This is a genomic window from Paenisporosarcina sp. P4_E4_2 (genome assembly GCF_056401595.1).
Genome location: NZ_JBFUJC010000006.1, coordinates 1 through 21,894, shown reverse-complemented (window position 1 = coordinate 21,894; position 21,894 = coordinate 1). Strand labels below are relative to the sequence as shown.

The 21,894-nt window shown below is 41.6% G+C and carries 20 protein-coding genes and 1 riboswitch; of the genes, 2 read left to right on the top strand and 18 right to left on the bottom strand.

The annotated features are described in order from the left end of the window. Positions 1-412: 412 nt before the first annotated feature. The 16 genes from AC1DSB_RS02060 to AC1DSB_RS01985 all read right to left on the bottom strand — a co-directional run bounded on the left by AC1DSB_RS02060 (position 413) and on the right by AC1DSB_RS01985 (position 15,898). Entirely contained in the window at positions 413-2,560 is a 2,148-nt protein-coding gene (locus tag AC1DSB_RS02060; protein WP_016428293.1) for a (Fe-S)-binding protein, read from the bottom strand. Between the two features lie 274 nt (positions 2,561-2,834). After that, positions 2,835-3,515 (bottom strand): hypothetical protein, encoded by a 681-nt coding sequence (locus AC1DSB_RS02055; protein ID WP_477530862.1) that lies wholly within the window; start codon positions 3,513-3,515, stop codon positions 2,835-2,837. Then, complete coding sequence (locus tag AC1DSB_RS02050) at positions 3,512-3,991, bottom strand: ECF transporter S component (RefSeq protein ID WP_016428295.1); 480 nt, start codon at positions 3,989-3,991, stop codon at positions 3,512-3,514. The genes AC1DSB_RS02055 and AC1DSB_RS02050 overlap by 4 nt, the downstream gene beginning before the upstream one ends. A 3-nt stretch (positions 3,992-3,994) precedes the next feature. Then, positions 3,995-4,585 (bottom strand): cob(I)yrinic acid a,c-diamide adenosyltransferase, encoded by a 591-nt coding sequence (locus AC1DSB_RS02045; protein ID WP_016428296.1) that lies wholly within the window; start codon positions 4,583-4,585, stop codon positions 3,995-3,997. 32 nt (positions 4,586-4,617) lie between these two features. After that, positions 4,618-5,016 carry a bifunctional adenosylcobinamide kinase/adenosylcobinamide-phosphate guanylyltransferase gene (locus AC1DSB_RS02040; RefSeq protein ID WP_016428297.1) on the bottom strand — a complete coding sequence of 133 codons (399 nt, stop codon included), beginning with the start codon at positions 5,014-5,016 and terminating at the stop codon, positions 4,618-4,620. Next, on the bottom strand, positions 4,956-5,564 hold the full coding sequence (locus AC1DSB_RS02035) for a histidine phosphatase family protein (RefSeq protein WP_477530861.1): 609 nt from the start codon (positions 5,562-5,564) through the stop codon (positions 4,956-4,958). The genes AC1DSB_RS02040 and AC1DSB_RS02035 overlap by 61 nt, the downstream gene beginning before the upstream one ends. Further along, positions 5,537-6,292, bottom strand: coding sequence for an adenosylcobinamide-GDP ribazoletransferase (gene cobS, locus AC1DSB_RS02030; RefSeq protein WP_477530860.1), 756 nt, complete (start codon positions 6,290-6,292; stop codon positions 5,537-5,539). Before cobS ends, AC1DSB_RS02035 begins: the two co-directional genes overlap by 28 nt. Beyond that, positions 6,289-7,122 carry a cobyric acid synthase gene (locus AC1DSB_RS02025; protein WP_477530859.1) on the bottom strand — a complete coding sequence of 278 codons (834 nt, stop codon included), beginning with the start codon at positions 7,120-7,122 and terminating at the stop codon, positions 6,289-6,291. Before AC1DSB_RS02025 ends, cobS begins: the two co-directional genes overlap by 4 nt. Positions 7,123-7,134: 12 nt before the next feature. After that, positions 7,135-7,701, bottom strand: coding sequence for a bifunctional adenosylcobinamide kinase/adenosylcobinamide-phosphate guanylyltransferase (locus AC1DSB_RS02020; RefSeq protein WP_477530858.1), 567 nt, complete (start codon positions 7,699-7,701; stop codon positions 7,135-7,137). After that, entirely contained in the window at positions 7,683-8,753 is a 1,071-nt protein-coding gene (locus AC1DSB_RS02015; RefSeq protein ID WP_477585628.1) for a pyridoxal phosphate-dependent aminotransferase, read from the bottom strand. Before AC1DSB_RS02015 ends, AC1DSB_RS02020 begins: the two co-directional genes overlap by 19 nt. Continuing rightward, positions 8,740-9,696 carry an adenosylcobinamide-phosphate synthase CbiB gene (cbiB, locus tag AC1DSB_RS02010; RefSeq protein WP_477530856.1) on the bottom strand — a complete coding sequence of 319 codons (957 nt, stop codon included), beginning with the start codon at positions 9,694-9,696 and terminating at the stop codon, positions 8,740-8,742. Before cbiB ends, AC1DSB_RS02015 begins: the two co-directional genes overlap by 14 nt. A gap of 2 nt (positions 9,697-9,698) precedes the next feature. Further along, complete coding sequence (locus AC1DSB_RS02005) at positions 9,699-11,165, bottom strand: adenosylcobinamide amidohydrolase (RefSeq protein ID WP_477530855.1); 1,467 nt, start codon at positions 11,163-11,165, stop codon at positions 9,699-9,701. 2 nt (positions 11,166-11,167) lie between these two features. Beyond that, complete coding sequence (locus AC1DSB_RS02000; protein ID WP_342542186.1) at positions 11,168-12,163, bottom strand: FecCD family ABC transporter permease; 996 nt, start codon at positions 12,161-12,163, stop codon at positions 11,168-11,170. Then, on the bottom strand, positions 12,156-13,124 hold the full coding sequence (locus AC1DSB_RS01995) for an ABC transporter substrate-binding protein (RefSeq protein ID WP_477530854.1): 969 nt from the start codon (positions 13,122-13,124) through the stop codon (positions 12,156-12,158). The genes AC1DSB_RS02000 and AC1DSB_RS01995 overlap by 8 nt, the downstream gene beginning before the upstream one ends. A gap of 139 nt (positions 13,125-13,263) precedes the next feature. Continuing rightward, a riboswitch (cobalamin riboswitch) is annotated at positions 13,264-13,452 on the bottom strand. Positions 13,453-13,727: 275 nt separating this feature from the next. Continuing rightward, the gene (gene argS, locus AC1DSB_RS01990; RefSeq protein WP_477585626.1) at positions 13,728-15,395 is read right to left on the bottom strand and encodes an arginine--tRNA ligase; all 1,668 of its coding nucleotides are present in this window, start codon (positions 15,393-15,395) and stop codon (positions 13,728-13,730) included. Continuing rightward, complete coding sequence (locus AC1DSB_RS01985; protein WP_477585624.1) at positions 15,392-15,898, bottom strand: YwiB family protein; 507 nt, start codon at positions 15,896-15,898, stop codon at positions 15,392-15,394. Before AC1DSB_RS01985 ends, argS begins: the two co-directional genes overlap by 4 nt. A 250-nt stretch (positions 15,899-16,148) precedes the next feature. Here AC1DSB_RS01985 and AC1DSB_RS01980 point away from each other — a divergent pair, with 250 nt between their 5' ends. Next, complete coding sequence (locus AC1DSB_RS01980) at positions 16,149-17,240, top strand: diguanylate cyclase (protein ID WP_477585622.1); 1,092 nt, start codon at positions 16,149-16,151, stop codon at positions 17,238-17,240. 207 nt (positions 17,241-17,447) lie between these two features. Here AC1DSB_RS01980 and speB read toward each other — a convergent pair whose 3' ends face one another. Further along, on the bottom strand, positions 17,448-18,320 hold the full coding sequence (gene speB / locus AC1DSB_RS01975) for an agmatinase (protein ID WP_016428310.1): 873 nt from the start codon (positions 18,318-18,320) through the stop codon (positions 17,448-17,450). A gap of 3 nt (positions 18,321-18,323) precedes the next feature. Then, positions 18,324-19,157: a spermidine synthase gene (gene speE / locus AC1DSB_RS01970; protein ID WP_016428311.1), complete on the bottom strand. Its 834-nt coding sequence runs from the start codon at positions 19,155-19,157 to the stop codon at positions 18,324-18,326. Positions 19,158-19,444: 287 nt separating this feature from the next. Here speE and AC1DSB_RS01965 point away from each other — a divergent pair, with 287 nt between their 5' ends. Then, positions 19,445-21,562 carry a transglycosylase domain-containing protein gene (locus AC1DSB_RS01965; protein ID WP_477585620.1) on the top strand — a complete coding sequence of 706 codons (2,118 nt, stop codon included), beginning with the start codon at positions 19,445-19,447 and terminating at the stop codon, positions 21,560-21,562. Positions 21,563-21,894: the final 332 nt, after the last annotated feature.

The following is a 21,894-nucleotide window of genomic DNA, read 5'->3' as shown; positions in this document are numbered from 1 at the left end:
CAATTTATTATGTGGATCTGTTGGTTATTTTTGGTTTCGTCCACTCGTGATGAGTTTCTGTCCATTCGTTGAGTGTTTTCGTCCACTCGTGATGACTTTTTGATCACTCACGGAGTGTTTATGACCGTTCGCGATCGGTTTCTATCCATTCGGCTTTTTCTGGTATTGTCGCAGTAACCATTTGCTCCTGCGGTTACTCGTCGCAGAAACTATTTGCTCCTGCGGTTACTCGTCGCTGTAAACCATTTGCTCCTGCATCGCTACGCTAGCTTCGTCGCAAATAAATAATCCACTTTGGGTGGATTATTTATTGACTGAACGCTCGCTCGACTTTACTTCAAACGAAAAGGGAGTGCTACGACTCCCTCTTTGATTTGATTTTATTGTATCGAATATTTACTAATTTATCAATCTATTGAAGGATTGGTTCTTCTTCTTCCACTTCTACTGGAGGCATGTAGTCTCCGAGTACAGAACGTTCTAGTAATTCTGCGATGTCGTATGTGCCTACTGTTTCTTCTACTTCTTTAGCTTTCGTTCCATCGGATAGCATTGTTAAGCAGTAAGGACATCCGGATGAAATCATGGTTGGGTTGACGGCAAGTGCTTGCTCTGTACGTGCTACGTTCACACGGTTCCCTACATGTTCTTCCATCCACATCATGCCGCCTCCAGCTCCACAGCACATGCCTGTTTCGCGGTTACGTTCCATTTCCACAAGTTTGACGCCTGGGATTGCTCGCAGGATTTCACGTGGTGGATCGTATACGTCGTTGTAACGTCCTAAGTAACATGAATCATGGAACGTGATGGTTTCATTGATTGTATGCTGCGGTTTCAAGCGACCTTGTTGTACAAGGTCAAACAGCATTTCGGTATGGTGAAGGACTTCTCCATTCCATCCGAAGTCTGGGTATTCGTTTTTAAAGATATTGTATGCATGCGGATCGATTGTGACAATCTTCGTTACGCCTGCTTTTTCGAACTCGGAAATATTTGATCCGGCAAGTTCCTGGAATAGGAATTCATTTCCTAAACGACGTGGTGTATCGCCAGAGTTCTTTTCTTTGTTTCCTAGAATAGCGAATTTCACGCCTGCTTCGTTCATTAAACGAGCGAAGGCCAAGGCGATTTTTTGTGAACGGTTGTCAAATGAACCCATCGAGCCCACCCAGAACAAGTATTCAAATTCTTCACCAGCTTTAGAAACTTCTTTCACTGTTGGAATGTGCACGTCTGGACGTGCGTCACGCCAGTTTTCTTTTTCTTTACGGTTAAGCCCCCAAGGATTTCCTTGGCGTTCGATGTTTGTCATCGCACGTTGAGCATCTCCGTCCATACGTCCTTCTGTCATGACTAAGTAACGGCGAAGGTCGATGATGTGGGATACGTGTTCGATCATTACTGGACATTGGTCTTCACAGTTACGACAAGTAGTACACGCCCAAAGCTCTTCTTCTGTAATAACGTCCCCGATTAATGCTGGGTTATAAATATCTTCGATGACTGCTCCATCCACACGAGCTGCCACTGCCAATTGATTTCCTTGCGTATTGGCGAAGGCCATTGCAGGAACCCATGGTTTTTGTTGCGTCAATACAGCACCTGTATTTGTTAAATGGTTACGTAGTTTTGTAATTAAGTCCATCGGTGACAGCATTTTGCCTGTTCCTGTAGCTGGACACATATTCGTACAACGTCCACATTCTACACAAGCATATAAGTCGATCAATTGCTTTTGTGATAAATCTTGAATTTTACCAACACCGAATGACGCTTCTTCTTCCGATTCTTCATCTTCAGCTTCTTCAAAATTAATTGGACGWAGTTTTCCGACGTTATCCGTACGGTTGAAGTACGTATTTGCAGGTCCTGTAATCAAGTGGAAATGCTTCGATTGAGGCACGTACACTAAGAATGTAAGCAGGAATAGCAAATGAACCCACCACATGATATAGAAAATCGTAATGGCTGCTGTTTCAGGCAGGAATCCAAAAATCGTTGCGATAGAAGATGCAACTGGCTCCGCCCATGTCGCTGCGTGATCATGCCAGATCATACCCATGCCGTTTCCGACTAATACGGAAACCATCAAACCGCCGATGAATATAAGAACTAGTCCTGATTTCCATCCACGTTTCAAACGCACCAATTTTTCTATGTAGCGACGGTAGAATGCCCACACGACCGCAACAAGAATCATCAGTGTGACGACTTCCTGGAAGAATGTGAATGCAGGATACAATGGCCCTAAAGGCAGATGTGACCCAGGCTTCAAGCCTTTCCAGATGAAATCGATTGCCCCAAATTGTACAAGAAGAAATCCGTAGAAGAACATCACATGGATGATTCCGCTTTTCTTATCCTTCAATAATTTCTTTTGACCAAATACATTGACCATGATTTTTCGCATACGCTCTTTGAAGTTATCTTCAAACTCCTCTTTCTTGCCGAGTTTGATGTATTCATAGCGTGTCTTCAGCAAATAAGTAAAAAGACCAACTGCGTAAGCGGTTACAACTAAGAATAAAAACCAGTTTGCAATTAATAACGGGTTCATCGCTCTCTCCCCTTCCCTTTGTTAAACAATAGTTAATCTTTCTAATGACATAGTTTAGTAGATTGATGGATTATTGTCGATGTTAAGTTACAGTTTAAAACTGAATGAGCATTCAGTCAATAGGAAATATTAGAAGTTTTCAGTGAAATGAATATCCTCCAAATCTAAAAATGAGGTGTCACCATTCATTAGCAGAACATACTAAGTAGCTATTTCTTAGCTTTCTCTTGCGAAAAACTGGAAAGAAAAAAATCCTTCAGTTGTGTCTGAAGGATTAATGCTTTATCGTTAATTCTCTCAATTCATTACCAAAATGAATTGATGCTCGCTCGATTGATTCTTGTTTGACACCAACTAAAACGACAGTACAAGGTCCAGCTGACTTTTCGACATCAACATCCGAATGAACAAATAGTTTATCATTGGCAAACAGAATCCTGACCTCTTCCTGAATCCCTTTTGATCCGACTGGCCAGATAGATGTCACAAAGCCACCATCTATTGCTAACTTCACTTTTTTCAAGTCAGCTATGACTTTAGAATTCTCAAGCACTTCATTACCCACAAAGGGTTGACCATAAATAAACCAAGTAACATCACTCTTAAAAACTTCTCTGCAATGACCAATCATTGTAACTGACATAGCGGATTGTAAAAGGTCCATATTGGTTTCACTACTGCCTGTTACTAAAATATGCTCTAAATCTAAGTCTTTCAGGATTCGATTAACACCTTGAACATAACCTTGCCATGCAGCTTCACCTGAAAAGTTGTGGATAATTACAGATTCTACTTGGGCATTTGCAGCCCACTGTTCGAGTAATGCTACACGAGCTGCAAAATAACTGACGACATCATTTGGTGCAAATACAAGATCGGCTTGTTTTTCACCTATACCTCCAGAGTTATCAGTTGTAACGACAAATCCGTTAGCCAATTTCAGCGCATTTCTCATTTAACAACGACTCTCTGAAATAGTCGCTTCATTACTGGTTCTAATAAAAATGCAATGACTGCATTTAAACATGAAGCAAGTAATAATGATGGCACAGCTCCATAGAAAAAAGCAGGACTAATCAAAAAGTAAAATGGTAGCGGAGCAATTACGCTATTAGCTAAAATGAAAAAAAGCCATTTCCATCTAACCCATCCTTTTTGATGAAGTACTGCAAAAATCCACAGTATCCCAAACATTTCTACTGCAATTAATGCATGAAATGGTCCTAATGGCATTCCTATTGATAAAGCAGACACTAAATGACCGACCGATGCCGCTATTCCTGAAAATACAGGTGGTAAAATTGCAATGGAAACTAAAGCAGGCACTGCGTCTAAAGCTGCCGAACCGATTCCCACAGGTAATTTGAAGAGCGCACCAATCGCACATAAAGTTGCAATCAAAGCGGTTACTGTTATTAAACGAACATTCATCGATTATTCCTCCACTTTTTTCGCTCGTCCACCATTTCTAAAAACTTTTGCAGAACGCACGTATTCGTTGTCTGGTACGTTGACCCGCGAGTTGGCTACTCGTGAAGCAGCAAATAAATAGTCTGACAAGCGATTCAAATAACGTTGCACTACAGTAGGTATGTCTTCTTCTACTTTCATCAAGGTCACCATTTGTCTTTCAGCACGACGTGTTACAGTTCTCGCGATATGCAGAGTTGCGGCAGCTGGTGATCCTCCTGGTAAAATAAATCGTTCGAGCATTGGCGGTTCTTCCATTAGTTCATCAATTCGTTTCTCTAATACTTCTACTGGCTCTTCTGTCATTTTATATGTCCGATTTGGCTTGACGTTTGCTAAATCTCCGCCACAATCGAATAATTCATTTTGAATTGCTTCTAAGTCTGTAAGCAAGTCCGTGAAAATGGTTGGATCTAGTTCTGTCATTGCTTTGCCAATAAACGAATTCACTTCATCAATTGTTCCATAAGTTTCAACTCGTGGATCATCTTTATCTGCGCGTGCCCCAATTAAACTTGTTTGTCCTTTGTCTCCAGTTCGTGTATATATTCTCAACTTGATTGTCCCCCTTGAAGTGATTTGAAGTGCTATTTTAATGATTCAGTTAAGCCATACCAAATACGTGTAACGTTTGTTGCTTCTTTGAAAATCTGTTGGCATAACCTGCCACATCGATCTCGAAGTTCACGTGTTTCGGCTTCGATTGGTACTATTCCACGTCCGTTTTCTGTCACAATCACTATGACATCACTTTGTGCGCGATATGTATTTAATGTTTTCATGAAATCTTGAATGACCCGTTCTTCTGGACTGTTTATATGATGCTCAACAAAAGCTTCCACCCCAGCAAGAACGATTGTCTGAGCATTCGCTTTTGGCAAGTCCTTATTATCTGCACATTCAATCCATTGCACTTCTCGTTCAACTACGAGTTGTCTGACATACGATCGCTTGCCGTTATTCGCTCCACCGATATAGACTTGCATCTTCTTTCCTCCTCAAAGCTCTTACGACTGTCCCAGTGTAATGTCCATTTGTCCCCGTGTTTGACATCCCTTGACCAAAAATCACGCACATCTGGTGCAAACTTATGGAGCACAAAACGAATAGGTCCACCATGTGTTACTACAACTGGATGATTGCAAGGAATACTTTTTAGACCAATTAGAACGCGTGTAGCCATCTGGTGTAAAAACTCACCGTTTGGAGGGGATATTTTATCTGGATTAGACACCCACTTTTGATAGTTGGCATCTTCCTTTAAGTCCTCATAAGTCTTTAGCTCCCAGTCACCAAAGGACATCTCACGAAAAGCTGGTGAACTTTGGTAGGATGATTTAGGATAAAAAATGGAAGCTGTTTGATGGCACCGTTTTAGGTCACTTCCGTAAATAATCTCCGGGGACAAAATCCCTTGAATATCTACATATGACAACTGGTTAATTGATTCGTCACTCCAACCGATGTAGCGTCTTTCAACATTCGCTAATGTCGGCAGATGCCTTATTAAAGTAAGACGAAAATCAACAGCCATAATATCACTTCCATCCCTTCAACGAAAGCACCTGAGACATCTCCCGTGACCCCTCCGAAATGTTTTTTCGTCCAAAGTTTATATGCATGTGCACAAATTAACAGAGCAACAAGTGTGGTGATGGCAAATAACATTTCCACACCGACAATAACGATAAATCCAAGGCCTATAGCAATTGAAATGAGTGTTGCTGTGAGTAACATTCTGTGGTCATAGCGTTTTTTAAAGAAAGCTGCCAATCCTTTATCCTTTGCTTCAGGTGTAATGAGAAAGTAGTAAACCATTGTCGCTCTCGCTAAAAATGGGGTAACCACTAACCACTCCCACTTCATCCCGTTTTGCGTAATTATCTCTGCAAGCAAAACGATTTTTCCCACAATAAGAAATAGTAAAGCCATTGTGCCAAAAGCACCTATCCGTGGATCGTCTAATATTTCATGGCGTTTATCTTGGTTACGATAAGAAAAAAAGGCATCACTCGTATCAGCAAATCCATCCAGATGCAGTCCACCTGAAAGCACAATACCGATTAACACGATGGTAAATGCTAAAAAAAGAGGACTTACATCAAGATACAACCAAACAATTGAAGTGATCAGCCCGAATGCCCCCCCTATCCAGGGGAGAGTGGCAAACATCATCGTTACTGATTTCCGATTCATATTCAGTTCTTTATTAATTGGGATAATGGTAAAAAATTGTAGAGCAAGCAATACCCCGCGTATCATGGTAGCTTCACCATATTCTTTATTTTTTCCCAATCTAAATGGGATGCAACATGAAGAGCCCATTCATCATATTTATCTTCACCAGACTTGTTTGAAATTGAATCATGTTGAGTAATATAAGAATCTTCCTCTTCAATTTCGTGGTTATCCATAAATGGAATAACGCCGAGAACTGGAATTCCTGTGTAGGACTCAATAAATGATACGCCCTCCTGAAACAATTCCTTATCTCCACGAAACTTATTAATAATGAGGCCCTTTACACGATTCCGATGATTTGGAGCCAATAATTCCAGAGTCCCAACGATTGTTGCAAAAACTCCACCACGTTCAATATCAGCAACAAGCAATACTGGCACATCCGCTAAATCAGCAATTTTCATATTGACAAGTTCTCGGTCAGTTAAGTTTACTTCTACTGGACTTCCCGCTCCTTCTAACACAACTACATCATAGTGCTCACTCACAAACGAAAGCGATTGTTTGATAACTGTCAAGCCATGATCATAAAAAGATTCACGATACGCTACCCCGGACATTTCCTCCACTTTTTCACCTAACAACCATACTTCAGAAGACATATGTCCAGAGGGCTTTAATAAAATAGGGTTCATTTGTGGAAGAGGTTGAACTTTTGCCGCTTCTGCCTGTGCAAATTGAGCGGTACTGATTTCTAATCCATTACCTATTTTTGTAGAAAAGGTCGACATATTTTGAGATTTAAATGGTGCTACATGAAAACCCTCATTTGCAAATAACCGGCAAAGTGCTGTACAGATCATGCTCTTTCCGACGTTAGAAGCTGTCCCTTGTATCATAATACCGTTCATATGTATTCCCCCTTACTTCCACTTCTTTGCTAGTCCATATGTAAGTTCATATGCATAATCACTCTCTTTGACGAGCCACTGGTGGAGCATTCCCAGCCATTGCTGATAGATTACTACATCTGGAATTTTCGACATAGGCTCATCTAATACTTCATTGGAAATGACGACTACGGTTGTCCCGTTTTTCAGCAACGAATTAATCGTTTCATGGAAACGTCTCTCTTTTTCATGCATGCAGTTTTCACGTTTTAAACATGGGTCATCCATTGCCCATCCTTCGTACAATTCATTGGCTAACCACGTAGTGATGCAGTCAATCAGAACCCCGTCACCAGGTCGGATGGATGGCAAAATTCCTTCTATTTGACGAGGTTGTTCAATCGTCAGCCAGTTGTTTTTATAGTCTTTTCGATCCTGTTGATGGCGTTTGATGCGTTGTTCCATTTCACTGTCGTTGGCAACGCCCGTCGCGAGATAGATTAGTCGCGAACACGAGCGATTCATTAGCCATTCTTCAGCAAAACCTGTTTTTCCACTTCGTACACCGCCAGAGATAAATGTTAGCGTGCCTCGAACCATACTGTTAACTCCTTTTTAAGGATTTCCATATCTTCTGCGGTCTTCATACCAATTCTGTACCAATGACCGTCAAGTCCTTGAAAATTCTCGGTATGTCTTAAAACCAACCCTTGTCTTAAAAAGTATTGGAAAAATTCACTGTCTGGTTGTTGTAACTTAAACAATAAAAAGTTGGCTTGTGATTCTGTTACTTCGCAACCTTTTGCTTTTAGAAAAGCACTCATGTCGAGCAGCATGTTTTTGCTATGAAGAATTGTTTTCTGCCGGAACTCTTCATCTTTTAATACGAGAGAACCAATTTCAGTTGCTATCCTATTCACATTCCAATGTGGTGCCAGTTGTTGAAWTTCTTTGACTATGGAAGGGGCTGTTGCCATGTATCCTAGCCTTAGACCAGGCATTGCGTACATTTTTGTCATTGAGCGAACAATAATCAAATGACTAAAATTCATGTCAGAAATTAATGATGATTGTTCTGAAATGAAATCAATGAAGGCTTCGTCCAATACGATGTCACAGTTTGCTTTTTTCGCGTATTCTACTAAATCCACTAAAACTTTGCGTTTTGGCAATGTGCCAGTTGGGTTATTCGGTGTACATAAGTATAGGACATCGGCTTGTTGCATATGCATTTTCATTTCATCAATCGGGTATTCACCCGTAATGATATCAGTCATGTGCAAGTTCACAATTTCCACTTCGCGTGCTCTTAAAGTCGTTTCATATTCAGAGAAAGTTGGGTGAACGATTATCGCTCGTTTGCCTCTGTACCTTTGTGCAAGCAATGAAAATATTTCTGCGGCTCCATTTGCAACGAAAATGGAGTAAGGCGAGATGTTGTGATACTCAGCGATTGCTGTTCGAAAAGGTTCGCCAAGTGGATCTGGATACCCCATCATAAACGGTTGGAATTTATACCAGTCAGTTTGTATTGAGGTAGGGGGACCGAATGGATTGACGTTTTCACTAAAGTCTATCATTCGTTCGGGAGGATTAATTCCCAAACTTTTATATAGATGATGTGGATTTGCACCATGGTTAGGTAATGCCACTTAAAACACCCCCGATAACCATCATCATTACCCAAAATAGAAATATAGCGATATGCATTTGACGGATTGTATATAAAATATGAATTGCTCGAAGCGGGTTTTCTGAAATTCCCATACGTGGACGATTAGAAGGAATTCCTTTATACATATTAAGACCTCCCAGTTGCACACCAAGTTGATAGGCAGTCGCAGCTTCCAAGTACCCACTATTTGGGCTTGGATGCTTTTTGGCATCTTTCCACCAATTAGCTAATCTCGTGCGAAGGGATTGTTTACTGAAATTTTTTGTCCATGTTAGGATGATATAGCCTGTGACTCTGCTCGGGATATAGTTCAACACATCATCCATTTTGGCAGAAGCATAACCAAAGTCTTGAAACTTCTCATTTTCATGACCCACCATCGAATCTAAGGTATTCACTGCTTTATATAACCAAAGCCCAGGTGCCCCGAAAAGAAATGCGAAGAAAAGTGGAGCTGTTATCCCGTCACTCGTATTTTCTGAGACAGTTTCTACCACAGCTCGTGTAATTTCTGATTCGGATAACTTTTCAGTATCGCGACCGACAATCCATGATAGTTTCATTCTAGCTTCTTTCAAGTCACCATTAACTAGTGGTTTATAAACGGACATCGCTGCGTCTTTCAAACTTTTTTGGGCAAACCCTATTGCACACAAAATACTTTCAACAACGATTCCAAAAACAAAGTGAATCTCGTATGCTGTGAACACCAAGGCAAATACGCTAGCGAATGTAACCGCAACAACCGATATCAAAAGGATTATACCTTTGATTTTACGATGACGGCCTTTATTCAACAAAGTAGTTAATTTTGTTATTAATCTACCAATCCATCGAACCGGGTGTGTCCAATTGGGTGGATCGCCTATTATTCGATCAAGGAGTAAGCCAAAAGTAAGCGCGATGATATGAGCAGACATACTTACATTCCTTTCGCTACTTTATAACGTTTGATAGCTAGTGTAGTACACTCAAAAACGCCTCGCCCAATGCATTTCCCTAGCTCTGTAATAGGTCCAGCATACGGTAAAAGTTCCCCTTTTTGAGTAGCTGCTATAAGTAAACTGTCCGTGGAGGTTCCAGTTGCAAGTGTATTTGTTATAGAGTCTCTTACATCTTCGTTTTGAAGAGCTTTTGTTTTTGCTTCTGTCGCTGTAATCATGGCTTGAATGAATGCTTCGTCAGATAATTTCCCATTGACAATTATCCAGGTATTAATCGTGCCTACATAAGGTTCATCTTCACGTTCAAATGCTTTTGACACATCCACTGCATTTCCTACGCCCGCTGTAACGGCAATGATAATGGATCCAAAAGTTCCATCATACTCTTCAATGACCACATGTTTCGTTTGAACAGCCGTCATCATTCCCACTGTATCTGTTGTCGGAAATCCTTGTGCTTGCAGATAATCAAACATCTCATTTGTGCTATCGTCACATTCATAATCAGCTTTTACATGACGATTAACAAACGTACGGTACCAACCAAACCCCGGATTTACAACTGCTGATGATACTGTTTTTAATGGGAAGTTTGCTTGCATGACCACATACTCATTTGACACTGCAAAATGGTCTTTCTTAATGATGTGCTCTTCCTGCAATTCACTCAAATTTGGCAATAATGTAATTTGTGGTTTCGGTTGTTCTGGATGTGGGTGGCTTCTTACCCGAGCTTTGTAGACACTTTCTAGCTGTTTTTGTTTTAGTACCGCATGCGGTTCACCAATTATTTTCACTTCGCCATCTTCCATTAATAACAACCGATCGCAATACAAGGAAGCTAAATTTATGTCATGAAATACTGAGATGATTGTTAATCCATTCTTAGTGGCTTGCATTCTAATCGTGTCTAACAATTGTTGTTGATGTGCGATATCTAAATGGTTAGTTGGCTCGTCTAGTAATAACACTTTTGCTTGCTGTGCAAGTGCTTGCGCCACAAAAACACGTTGTTGTTCTCCTCCAGAAAGTTGATCGAGATAAACATGCTCATACATTTTCACGTCGGTTAGCTGCATTGCATCTTGAATTGCTTGCTCGTCTTTCTCAGACCAAGATGAAAAGAATCCACTTTGATGAGGGTATCTCCCAAGAGAAATCGTGTCTCGCACTGTATATGAAAAAGCATGTCCGTGTAATTGAGGTAACACAGCCATATGCTTAGCGAGTTCTTTTGTAGTATATGTTTCGATTGGTTTGCTACCTAATTTGACCGTACCTGCTTTCAAAGGAAGTACACCACTAATGATTTTCAATAAGGTCGACTTTCCACTCCCATTTGGACCTAATATCCCAAGAACTTCCCCTTTAACAACATGAAAAGACACGTCTTTTACAACCGGTGAGTCGTGATAACCACCTGTTAATCCTTCGACTTTTAGCATGATTACGCACCCACCTTTCTTCGTTGTTTCCAAAAAATAAACGCAAACACTGGTGCACCAATAAAGGCTGTAATTACGCCTATTGGTAGCTCAGACGGTGAAATTATGGTTCGTGACACTAAGTCACAAATAATGAGTAATGACGCACCATTTATAAATGATAAGGGTAATACATGACGATGATCCGATCCCCACAACATACGTGTCATATGTGGAACGACGAGACCAACAAAGCCAATGGTTCCAGAAACCGATACCGCAGCACCAGTTAAAATCGAACCTCCTGTTAAAATCATCATTTTACGTCGTTTCACATTTACACCTAAATGCATGGCACGTTCCTCGCCAAAAACTAATGCATTAAGCTCGCGTCGATTTAGCCATAATAGTAAAAAACCGATCGTCATAAACGGTAATGCCATTGTGACATAGGGCCAACCTCGCATTGACACACTACCAAGCAACCAGCCAATAATTTGACGGAGCTCTTCACCTGAAAGTGAAATCATAAGAGAGATGACAGATCCCAAAAATGCACTAAATATTATTCCTGTGAGAATGATCGTTTCCATCTTCATCGCGCGGTCTATGAGCTTGGCAAAACTCATAACAGTAACCATAGTTAAAAAAGCACCGAGCATACTGAAAACTGGCAATGTGAACAAGCCTAGAAAGGGTACAGAAATTCCGAAAAAGAGTGTCACCACGGCGCCAACTGAGGCACCGGACGACACTCCTAACGTATATGGATCCGCTAATGGATTTTTCAACAATCCTTGGAAAGCTGCTCCCGCTATAGCAAGTGATGCACCAACTAAACCAGCTAGCACAACACGAGGTATGCGAATATTCCAAAGTATGTTTGATGCAGCTTCATCCATGTCAGGATTCCACAAGACTTGCACAGGAATCGAAACCGATCCAGCCGTTACCCCAACCAGCACAGCAGCAATCAGTACGAATACAGAAGCTACATAGGCAAACCAGGTTTTATTCACTGAAGACCTCAGGATGAATTGCTTTTGCCAATTCTAATAAGCCTTCTGTTAAACGAGGACCTTGACGACTTGTCGTATCACCATCCACATCCATTACTGCCTTGTTTTTCACAGCTGTAACTGTACCAAAACCTTCACGAGCCAAAACTTGCTCCGCTGCATCTGGTACATAGTTTCCGTAAGTTGTTAATATTACATCCGGATTACGCTTTACAATTTCTTCAGGGTCCATCATGATCCAACCTTCTAGATCTGATGCAATATTTTCTGCGTTCAATATTTCGATCATTTCGTTCATAAATGTGTTTTTACCTGCTGTATAAATTTCTGGAGCTGGAGATATTTCCGCAAATACTTTTTTCTTCGTTTCAATGGTTGAAGCCTTTTCTTGAATCGTTGCTACTTCATCCTTCATTGTTTGTACCATTTCTTCAGCTTCTTTAATCTTACCTGTCGCTTGGCCAATAGTAGCCATCGTGTCATACACTTCATCAAAACTTACTGCAGATTTCACAACATACACGTTTAACCCTGCATCACGCAATTGTTTAATTCCAGCCTCACCTACTCCGAGACCTGATTCATGTGCAAGTACTAAATCTGGATTTAAAGAAATAATTTTTTCTACATTAAATTCTTGTCCACCAATTTTTTCTTTAGAAGCAACTTCTTCTGGGTAGTTATCGTAATCCGAAACGCCCACTACTTCTTCTTCTAAGCCAAGAGCATACAAAATTTCTGTATTGCTTGGAATCATTGAAACGATTGCTTTTGGTGCTTCTTCCAAGGTAATTTCATTATCAGTGACATCCTTAATTGTTAGAGGAAATTGGGAAGCCTCTTGTCCAATTTCTGTATCTTGTGTTTTGCTGTCTGCAGGTTTTGCTTCTTCCTGCCCACATGCTGTTAATAATATCGCTGCAAGCGCAGTTGCGAGCCATAATTGCCAAATCTTTTTCATTGTTGATTTCCTCCTTGATGTTTATGTTTTTGGACACAAAAAAATCCTCCGCTTTTTGTCGGAAGATGGTTGGTTGAATTTAGGCTTTTGCTAAAATGAGCACGAGCTGATTCACACCATTCCTATCCTCGTAGGGTTGCGGGTGTTGCGCACGTAGGCAGGTCTCATGGCTTGTGATCAGTGGTTGGCGCGTCTTCCCAAAGCTAAGTTTGCTTCAGTGACTTGATGCGCCTCCTCTCACATACAGTGGCGGGACCGCGTCGGATTTGAACCGACTTCCCTTTTAACTCTGCGATTGAAGCAGAGCACCTTCGTGTTGGGGCTATGTAATTCATTTTTCATTATACAGGATTTCTGATGGGTGTCGAGAAGGTTTTTGTGGGTGACTCGGATTGCGTGAAATTGAAGATTTCACCATTTCGCGGGTGGATATCTGGAATTCAAGTTGCGTTATCTGCATTTCATGAGGCTTTATCTCGAATTCGAATACGTTTATCTAGATTTCGCATTCACTTATCTGAATTTCGTTAAATTTGCATGCGGTGCCGGGCGCAAAAAAAGCCATTCCACATCTTTCGAGTGAAATGGCTTTGGTTATTAAAATTACATTTTTTCAGGTGCGCTTACACCAATCAGACGTAGGGCATTTGCGATAGTTGTGCGGACTGCCGTAATAAGAGCTAGACGTGCACGTGTCATGTCTTCGTTCGTTGCATCCAATACTTTTTCTGCATTGTAGAAACTATGGAAGGTTRCTGCAAGTTCTTGGATGTATGTCGCAACGCGGTGTGGTGAGCGGATTTTCGCTGCATCAGCCACAACTTGCGGGAAGTCACCCACTTTCTTCAGAACATCTATTTCTTTTTCAGCTTTTAATAAATCTAATTGAGCATTCGAAGCGCTGAATCCTTGCTCTTCAGCAGAACGTAAAATCGAGCTGATACGCGCGTGCGCATACTGTGCATAATACACAGGATTTTCATTTGATTGTGAGACAGCTAAATCTAAATCGAAGTCCATATGTGAATCGCCAGAACGCATCGCGAAGAAGTAACGAACGGCATCCAAACCAACTTCTTCAACAAGTTCACGCATCGTGACCGCTTTACCAGTACGTTTACTCATCTTCATTTTTTCGCCGTCTTTATACAATTGAACCATTTGAATAATGCTTACTTCAAGCGTATCTCGATCATATCCAAGTGCTTGGATTGCCGCTTTCATACGTGGGATGTAACCATGGTGGTCCGCTCCCCAAATGTTGATTAATTTATCAAAACCGCGTGCAATTTTGTCTTCATGATATGCAACATCAGGTGTTAAGTAAGTGAATGAACCGTCGTTTTTAATCAGCACACGGTCTTTGTCATCGCCAAATGTTGTCGAACGGAACCAAGTTGCGCCTTCTTCTTCAAATACGTGACCATTCGCACGTAATTTATCCAAAGCGACTTCAATCTTGCCGTTTTCGTATAGAGAAGTTTCTGAATACCACTCATCAAAGCTAACTCGGAAATCGGCTAAATCTTTTTGAAGTTTTGCAAGTTCCACTTTTAGACCATGTGAACGGAAGAATGCAAAGCGTTCTTCAGCAGATTTCTGAAGCAATGCATCGCCATGCTCGCTTGCCATCTCTTTTGCGATATCAATGATATCTTGACCGTGATAGCCATCTTCAGGCATGTCAGCATCTTGACCCAATGCTTGCTTGTAGCGCGCTTCCAATGAATGTGCCAAGTTGTTGATTTGGTTCCCGGCGTCATTGATATAGTATTCACGTGACACGTCATAGCCTGCAAAATCCAATACATTACATAATGAATCTCCGACTGATGCACCACGGGCATGCCCTAAATGCAAATCACCTGTTGGATTCGCCGAAACGAACTCCACTTGAATTTTTTCACCAGCGCCAGCTTTTGAACGGCCATAATCAGCACCTTGTTCCAAGACAGCTTTCACCACGTCCGCCAAGTAATCTTTGCGAATTGAGATGTTCATAAATCCTGGACCGGCAATTTCGATTTTCTCGATAACTGTGCCAGTTGTATCAAGGTTTTCCAAAATAGCTTCAGCAATAGCACGAGGTGGCTTCTTCGCAAGCTTCGTCAGCTGCATCGCAATGTTTGTAGCATAATCGCCATTCGCTTTATCACGTGGGGATTCCAAATGAATGCCAGGCATTCCTTCCGAATCAGTTAATTCGGCTTTCAATATAGCTTTCTGTAATGCTTCTTTAATGGATTGTTGAACTTGTTCTACTGCGTTCATTGCGATCCCTCCGTGTAATGAAATTCAAGTGTGTATTCGCCAACGGGTTGCCCGCTCACGTCTAAATCATATTGAACGACAAAATGGCCGTCGTGTTCATTTTGCTCAAACGTCATCTGCCGTGTATTGGTTGTCACCATCAACATGCCATATTCGCTATCGTAACTGCCTGTCTGCTCTGAGTCCTTAATAAAAGGGAGACGCATATTAATTCCGCCGCTTCGCAGTACCAGGGCTTCGGTTTCACCCATTTTGACAGTGGTGTTCACATCTTTGTCATCTTGAACTTCCGCATATTTTAAATAGGATGACTCATCTTTTTCAATCAAAGTGCCAGTTGCCCATAATTCATAGATTTCCGGTTCTTCATTAGGTTGCCGGATGGTCGTTTTCAACCTTACTTTTACTTTTGTATTCATAACAAGTCCACCCGCTTCCTTGTGATTTTGTTTAATTTCCTTACCAAGGAAATGTCTTTTACGCTTTTCTATGTCTAGCTTCAAGCGCCAGGCCGCACCTAAGCTTCAGTTCCTCAGGCGAAAGTGAACTTTCGCATCGGACCTTCCAGCGCCGGCGTCGACCTAAAACGGCGCTTTACGCTTTTCTATAACCTTTTTATTATAAGTGATTTATATACTTTATTTCAAATGTCGTTTTAAAGGACATCGCTATTGTAATAATTTGTTAAAATTTACTTAATCGTTTTTTTAGGTATGTTATACTAACGCTAGAATTTCTCACGGAGGAAAAGTCATGCTTTTCGAATTACTTATTAACTTTTGTATTTTATTCACTTTCGCGGTTTTGTCCTATTGGCCCTTCCAAGATGTTGTGCGATCGAATTTCCCTTTCCCGAAAACACATCCTTATATCATTGGAATTATTGCTGGATTGGCTGGTTTTATCTTGATGGAATCCGCTGTCAATCTGTCTGATTTGATTATACTTGATGCAAGACACGTAGTAATTGTGATTTCCGGAATTTTTGGCGGACCGATTGCTCCTATCATCAGCGGACTGATTATTGGTGTGACACGGATGTTTATCATGGAGGAATTCACTACGACTGGAATTCTTGCAGGATTGAACGTTATCCTCATGGGAATTGTGATTGGGGCGTTCAGTTTTAAATATAGGATGACATTTAGAAATGCTCATCTTTATTTTTATTATGCAACTGCTCAAACTGCTCTTTTAATCGTCTATATCATGTATCCAGCATTGAATAACGTTCACGAAGTCCTGTACTATATCATTTATTCCGCCTTTTCATTCTTTACTGTACTGTTCATTTTAATCGAATTAAACGAGCATTTTAAGAAAATCCGTCATACTGAATTATTATCAGAGACCGATTATCTGACTGGTCTTTATAATAATCGCAAATTCCATCAGCTGACACATTCTTACATTACAGAATCAACCAAGCCTTTCAGCATGATTTCCATCGATATCGATTCTTTCAAAAAAGTGAATGATATTTACGGTYATCCAGCGGGCGATGAAATATTAAGGGAACTTGGCAAGCGTCTGAAGGATCTCGTTTCGGAAAATGAGGGATACGTCACACGAAATGGCGGCGAACAATTTGCCGTATTGATTGCTAATTCCCCTCCTGCAATGGGACTTTATCTAGGTGAACGCATACGCTCCTGTGTGGCAAACACCCCATTCCTCGTTTCAGATAACCTGGAAGTTTCAATTACGGTGTCCGTGGGAGTAAGTTCCTATCCGGATAATGGCTCAACGATTCAGGAACTTTATAGTGCTGCTGATTCAGCTATGTATGAGGCGAAAGCGAACGGACGTAATCGCGTCTTTCATTTCACAAATAAAAAAGCGTGATGCTTCTCAGAAATGAGAGCATCACGCTTTTATTATTGCCTAGCTCCAAGCGCCAGCTCGCACCTCCGCTTAGGCCCACAGGATGGGTCATGAAGGCGTTCCGACACGAGGCTAGGAACTTAGCCTTCCGGTGTGTCTGCAGTTACTTGGCACACAGTAAACTTTGCTTCCAACGTCGGAGTCGAGCTAGAGTGGCGCTTTACGCATTTATTTTACCCAGCCTAAAAGCATTTCACGGATGAGTTTGCTTGCAGTGTTTGCAGTTTGTTCAGATGAATCGTAAATTGGCGCTACTTCCACTAAGTCGAAGCCAACGACGTTTACGTCGGAACCTGCAATCGCATGGATAGACGCCAGTAATTCACGAGATGTAATACCTCCGCAGTCGACTGTTCCAGTACCTGGTGCGTGTGCAGGATCAAGTACATCAATGTCGATTGTTACGTATACTGGACGTCCTGCCAATGTTGGCAACACTTCTTTTAACGGCTCCAGCACTTCAAATTTTGAAATGTGCATGCCGTTTTCTTTTGCCCAGACAAATTCTTCTTTCATGCCTGAACGAATACCGAATGAGTAAACATTTTTTGGACCGATGTGATCGGCGATTTTACGAATTGGTGTGGAGTGTGAAAGTGCTTCTCCTTCGTAAGATTCACGTAAATCAGTATGTGCGTCCATGTGAATGATTGCCAAATCCGGATACTTTGCAGCGACAGCTTTCATAACTGGCCAAGACACTAAGTGCTCGCCACCCATTCCGACTGGAACTTTTCCGTCAGCTAACAATTTTGTCACGAACGTTTCGATTTCGTCCAAACTTTTTTGCGGGTTCCCGAAAGGTAACGGAATATCCCCTGCATCGAAGTAATTTACTTCGTCAAGGTCACGATCCAAATACGGACTGTATTCTTCAAGGCCGATTGACACTTCACGAATACGTTGTGGACCGAATCGTGAACCTGGACGGTAGGAAACTGTCCAGTCCATCGGCATGCCGTAAATGACAGCTTGTGATTCGTCGTAATTTGGATGACTTTTAATAAACACATTGCCTGAATAGGCTTCATCAAATCTCATTAATTATTCCCCCGCTAAATCTTTCACGAACTTCGGTAACACGAATGCTGCTTTATGCAATTCTTTCGTGTAGTATTTCGTGTCGATTTCGTGGAAACGTGCATCTTCTACTGTCAAAGGATCGTATTTTTTCGATCCAAGTGTGAAGCACCAAAGACCACTTGGGTACGTAGGGATGTTTGCCGTATATAAACGAGTGATAGGGAAAATTTCTTTCACGTCTTTTTGAACTTGCTTGATTAAATCTGGTGTGAACCAAGGGTTGTCCGACTGTGCAACGAAAATTCCATCTTCTTTTAGCGCTTTTGAAATACCTGCATAGAAGCCTTTTGTGAACAAGTTCACTGCTGGACCTACAGGTTCTGTTGAATCTACCATGATGACATCGTATTGGTTCTCAGATTCAGCAATGTGCATGAAACCGTCTCCTACTTGTACATCGACACGTGGGTTTTCCAATTCTGATGCGATTGTTGGTAAATATTTTTTCGAGTACTCAATCACTTTGCCATCGATGTCTACAAGTGTCGCTTTTTTCACTTGTGGGTGTTTCATGATTTCACGAATTACCCCACCGTCTCCGCCACCGACAACTAAAACGTTCTCTGGGTTTGGATGTGTGAATAAAGGCACGTGTGCCACCATTTCATGGTATACGAATTCGTCTTTTTCCGAAGTCATTACCATGCCGTCCAGGAATAACATATTGCCCCATTCAGCCGTTTCCGCCATTTCGAGCAATTGGAAATCCGTTTGCTCCGTATGCAAGGTACGGTTCACCTTCATCGTAATGCCAAAGTTCTCGGTTTGTTTTTCTGTAAACCAAAATCCAGCCATAATGCATTCTCCTTTACTTACGAGGTTAGTGGATCCGTTCCCGGCATGTAGCGAAAGTGAACGCGGTCTGCCGAAAAACAAATACAGAAAAAGTATAGATGTTTTTGACAAAAGTGCAACTATTATTTCTTAACAGTTCTATTTTTGATTTGGTAACAGAATCATTTAGCTGCCTAAAAATGATATACCACTCGTTTTTGCATTTGTCATTTTCTCTATTCACGCGTTTAATCCTCCCATGAATTTACCATACTACTAAAAAGTATGGATGAACGGAGTGAAAGCAATTGCGACGAGCTGACTTACAACAAAAAAAACGAAAGCACCAAAAGCTTCGATCCGTTATCTGGTACTCCATTGTGTCAATCAGTGCATTGTGCACTATTCTTTTGGCATTGCGTATATATGCACAAATTCTTGGTCCACCATCTCTTGCCGTCCCTCAAGCAACCGTGTTTTTAGATCGCAACGGTCATTCCATCGGGGACCGTTTTGCCGAGCAAAGACGCTACTGGGTGAAGTTAGAGGAGATGTCCCCTTTTATAAGTGACGCCATTTTGGCAGTTGAAGATCAGGAATTTTACGAGCATCATGGTTTCGATTACACACGAATTGCGACGGCTTTATTAAAAGATGTAAAAGCCATGAAAAAAGTGGAGGGCGCGAGTACCATTACTCAGCAGTATGCCCGAAATCTATATTTAACCCATGATAAAACTTGGACTCGTAAAGCGAAAGAAGCTCTGTTTGCTTACCGCATGGAAACCTTTTATGAGAAAGATGAATTGTTGGAAGGTTATTTAAACACGGTGTACTTCGGTCATGGCATGTACGGAGTGGAAGCCGCAAGCCGCTTTTATTTTGGCAAGCCAAGTAAGGACCTGACGTTGGCTGAATCAGCTTTGCTCATTTCGATTCCAAAAGGTCCGAGTATTTATTCACCGTTGATCAATGAAGAGAACGCCTACAAACGCCAAAACATAGTCCTTGGCTTAATGGAATCACAGGAAATGGTATCAACAGAAGCCGTGCGACGTGCACGTGATGAGCAAATTGTTTTGAAAAATGAGGAATGGAAGGGAACTAAATCGGTAGCACCTTACTTCCTCGACGAAGCATGGGCTGAAGCGGATCGTATTTTAGCCAAAAAAGGACGCGCCATCGCTGAAGGTGGCTGGACAATCGAAACCACGTTGAACACCCAACATCAAAAAGTCGCAGAAGAAGTAGTCGCTGACTGGATGCCGAAAGACAGCCTGGAAGYAGGATTTGTCAGTATGGAACCTGAAACAGGTTATGTAACGGCATTAATCGGTGGGCGCTCTTATTCGGAAAGTTCATTTAACCGTGTGACTCAGGCAAAACGCCAACCTGGATCCACCATCAAACCACTGTTATATGCAGCGGCTCTTGAAGAAGGGYTCTCCCCTTTGACATTCCTTGAGAGCGAGCGCACCATTTTCACGTATGACAATGGCCGTTCGCAATACGAGCCTAAAAATGTTAACGGCGAGTTTGCGAATCATCCGATTTCATTGGCACAGGCAATAGCCATTTCAGATAATATATATGCCGTAAAAACACTTGAGAAGGTAGGCTATAAACCGTTTGAATCGTTATTAAAGCGCTTAGGAGTTGAAACATCCGTGCAGGAAACGCCAGCAATGGCACTCGGCACGTCCGAAGTGACTTTGAAAGACTTGACTGGCGCTTTTAATAAAATAGCGAATGGCGGCATCGATCAACCGTTTCGGACCGTGCTATCAATTAGAGACAGTCATGGCGAAGTCGTTTTTGAAGCAGACCCGAAAGAACGGGATGATGATGACCGTGTCATGTCAGCTCAAGATGCGTTTATTTTAACGCACTTAATGACCGGCATGTTTGACCCCGTTTTCAACGATTATGCGCCGGCAACCGGATTGTCGATTCGCGGAAAACAAACGCGACCATATGCGGCCAAATCGRGAACGACGATTTCCGATCAAGTACTCGTTGGATATACCCCAACTTTAACAACGGGTGTTTGGAATGGATATGACGCCGGCAAGCAGCTCCAGCTAGCAGAAGACAAACAAGCAACGAAAAATATTTGGATTGATTACATGGAGAGAGTTCATCAAGGCGTAACCGCCGAACCATTCTTGCCTCCTAAAGGTGTGACCGGTGTCATTGTGGATATCGAAACTGGCGGTCTGGCAGTTTCAGCCTGTACGAAACAGCGCTTAATGTATGTAAAAAAAGAAGACATACCAAAACGGCTTTGTACCGATCCGAAGCTACAGAAACAATTGTTGGAAGATGTGAAAACAAATGAGGATGCCGATGAAGTTATTGAAATGGATAGCGACGATCCATGGTCACTGTTCCCGTTTTCTTTCTTTAGAAACGATGATGACGATTAAGGTTTATTCCCTTTCAATCAGAGTTTATTTCTTTACAGCCATTTTCTCCCAACAAAAATACCCCTCGAATGAACTTTTCGAGGGGACCAATAAGGCTTTTCCAATAACTATTAAAAACAAATAAAAAAGCTTTCTCTTTCTCGGAAATGATTATCCGATGAAACAGAAAGCTTTTTTCTTGGTTGGCGCTGACATGAGAAACATGAGGCATTTGGCTTGGGTTTGACACAAATGTCTCACGGCGCTCATGTACAGACGCGTTTCCAATTGTCCTAGCTCACTTTTTGTCAGCTATGTTTCAAGTGTACTTGCTTTTTTCGACATATTCAACC

Bases quoted from the DNA above. Each gene is read 5' to 3' on its own strand.
- cbiB (WP_477530856.1), bottom strand. From the start codon at position 9,696: ATGTCTGCTCATATCATCGCGCTTACTTTTGGCTTACTCCTTGATCGA.
- AC1DSB_RS02005 (WP_477530855.1), bottom strand. From the start codon at position 11,165: ATGCTAAAAGTCGAAGGATTAACAGGTGGTTATCACGACTCACCGGTT.
- AC1DSB_RS02025 (WP_477530859.1), bottom strand. From the start codon at position 7,122: ATGAACGGTATTATGATACAAGGGACAGCTTCTAACGTCGGAAAGAGC.
- AC1DSB_RS01995 (WP_477530854.1), bottom strand. From the start codon at position 13,124: ATGAAAAAGATTTGGCAATTATGGCTCGCAACTGCGCTTGCAGCGATA.
- AC1DSB_RS02035 (WP_477530861.1), bottom strand. From the start codon at position 5,564: ATGGCTGTTGATTTTCGTCTTACTTTAATAAGGCATCTGCCGACATTA.
- AC1DSB_RS02040 (WP_016428297.1), bottom strand. From the start codon at position 5,016: ATGCAAGTCTATATCGGTGGAGCGAATAACGGCAAGCGATCGTATGTC.
- AC1DSB_RS02055 (WP_477530862.1), bottom strand. From the start codon at position 3,515: ATGAGAAATGCGCTGAAATTGGCTAACGGATTTGTCGTTACAACTGAT.
- AC1DSB_RS02050 (WP_016428295.1), bottom strand. From the start codon at position 3,991: ATGAATGTTCGTTTAATAACAGTAACCGCTTTGATTGCAACTTTATGT.
- cobS (WP_477530860.1), bottom strand. From the start codon at position 6,292: ATGATACGCGGGGTATTGCTTGCTCTACAATTTTTTACCATTATCCCA.
- speE (WP_016428311.1), bottom strand. From the start codon at position 19,157: ATGGCTGGATTTTGGTTTACAGAAAAACAAACCGAGAACTTTGGCATT.
- speB (WP_016428310.1), bottom strand. From the start codon at position 18,320: ATGAGATTTGATGAAGCCTATTCAGGCAATGTGTTTATTAAAAGTCAT.
- AC1DSB_RS02020 (WP_477530858.1), bottom strand. From the start codon at position 7,701: ATGGTTCGAGGCACGCTAACATTTATCTCTGGCGGTGTACGAAGTGGA.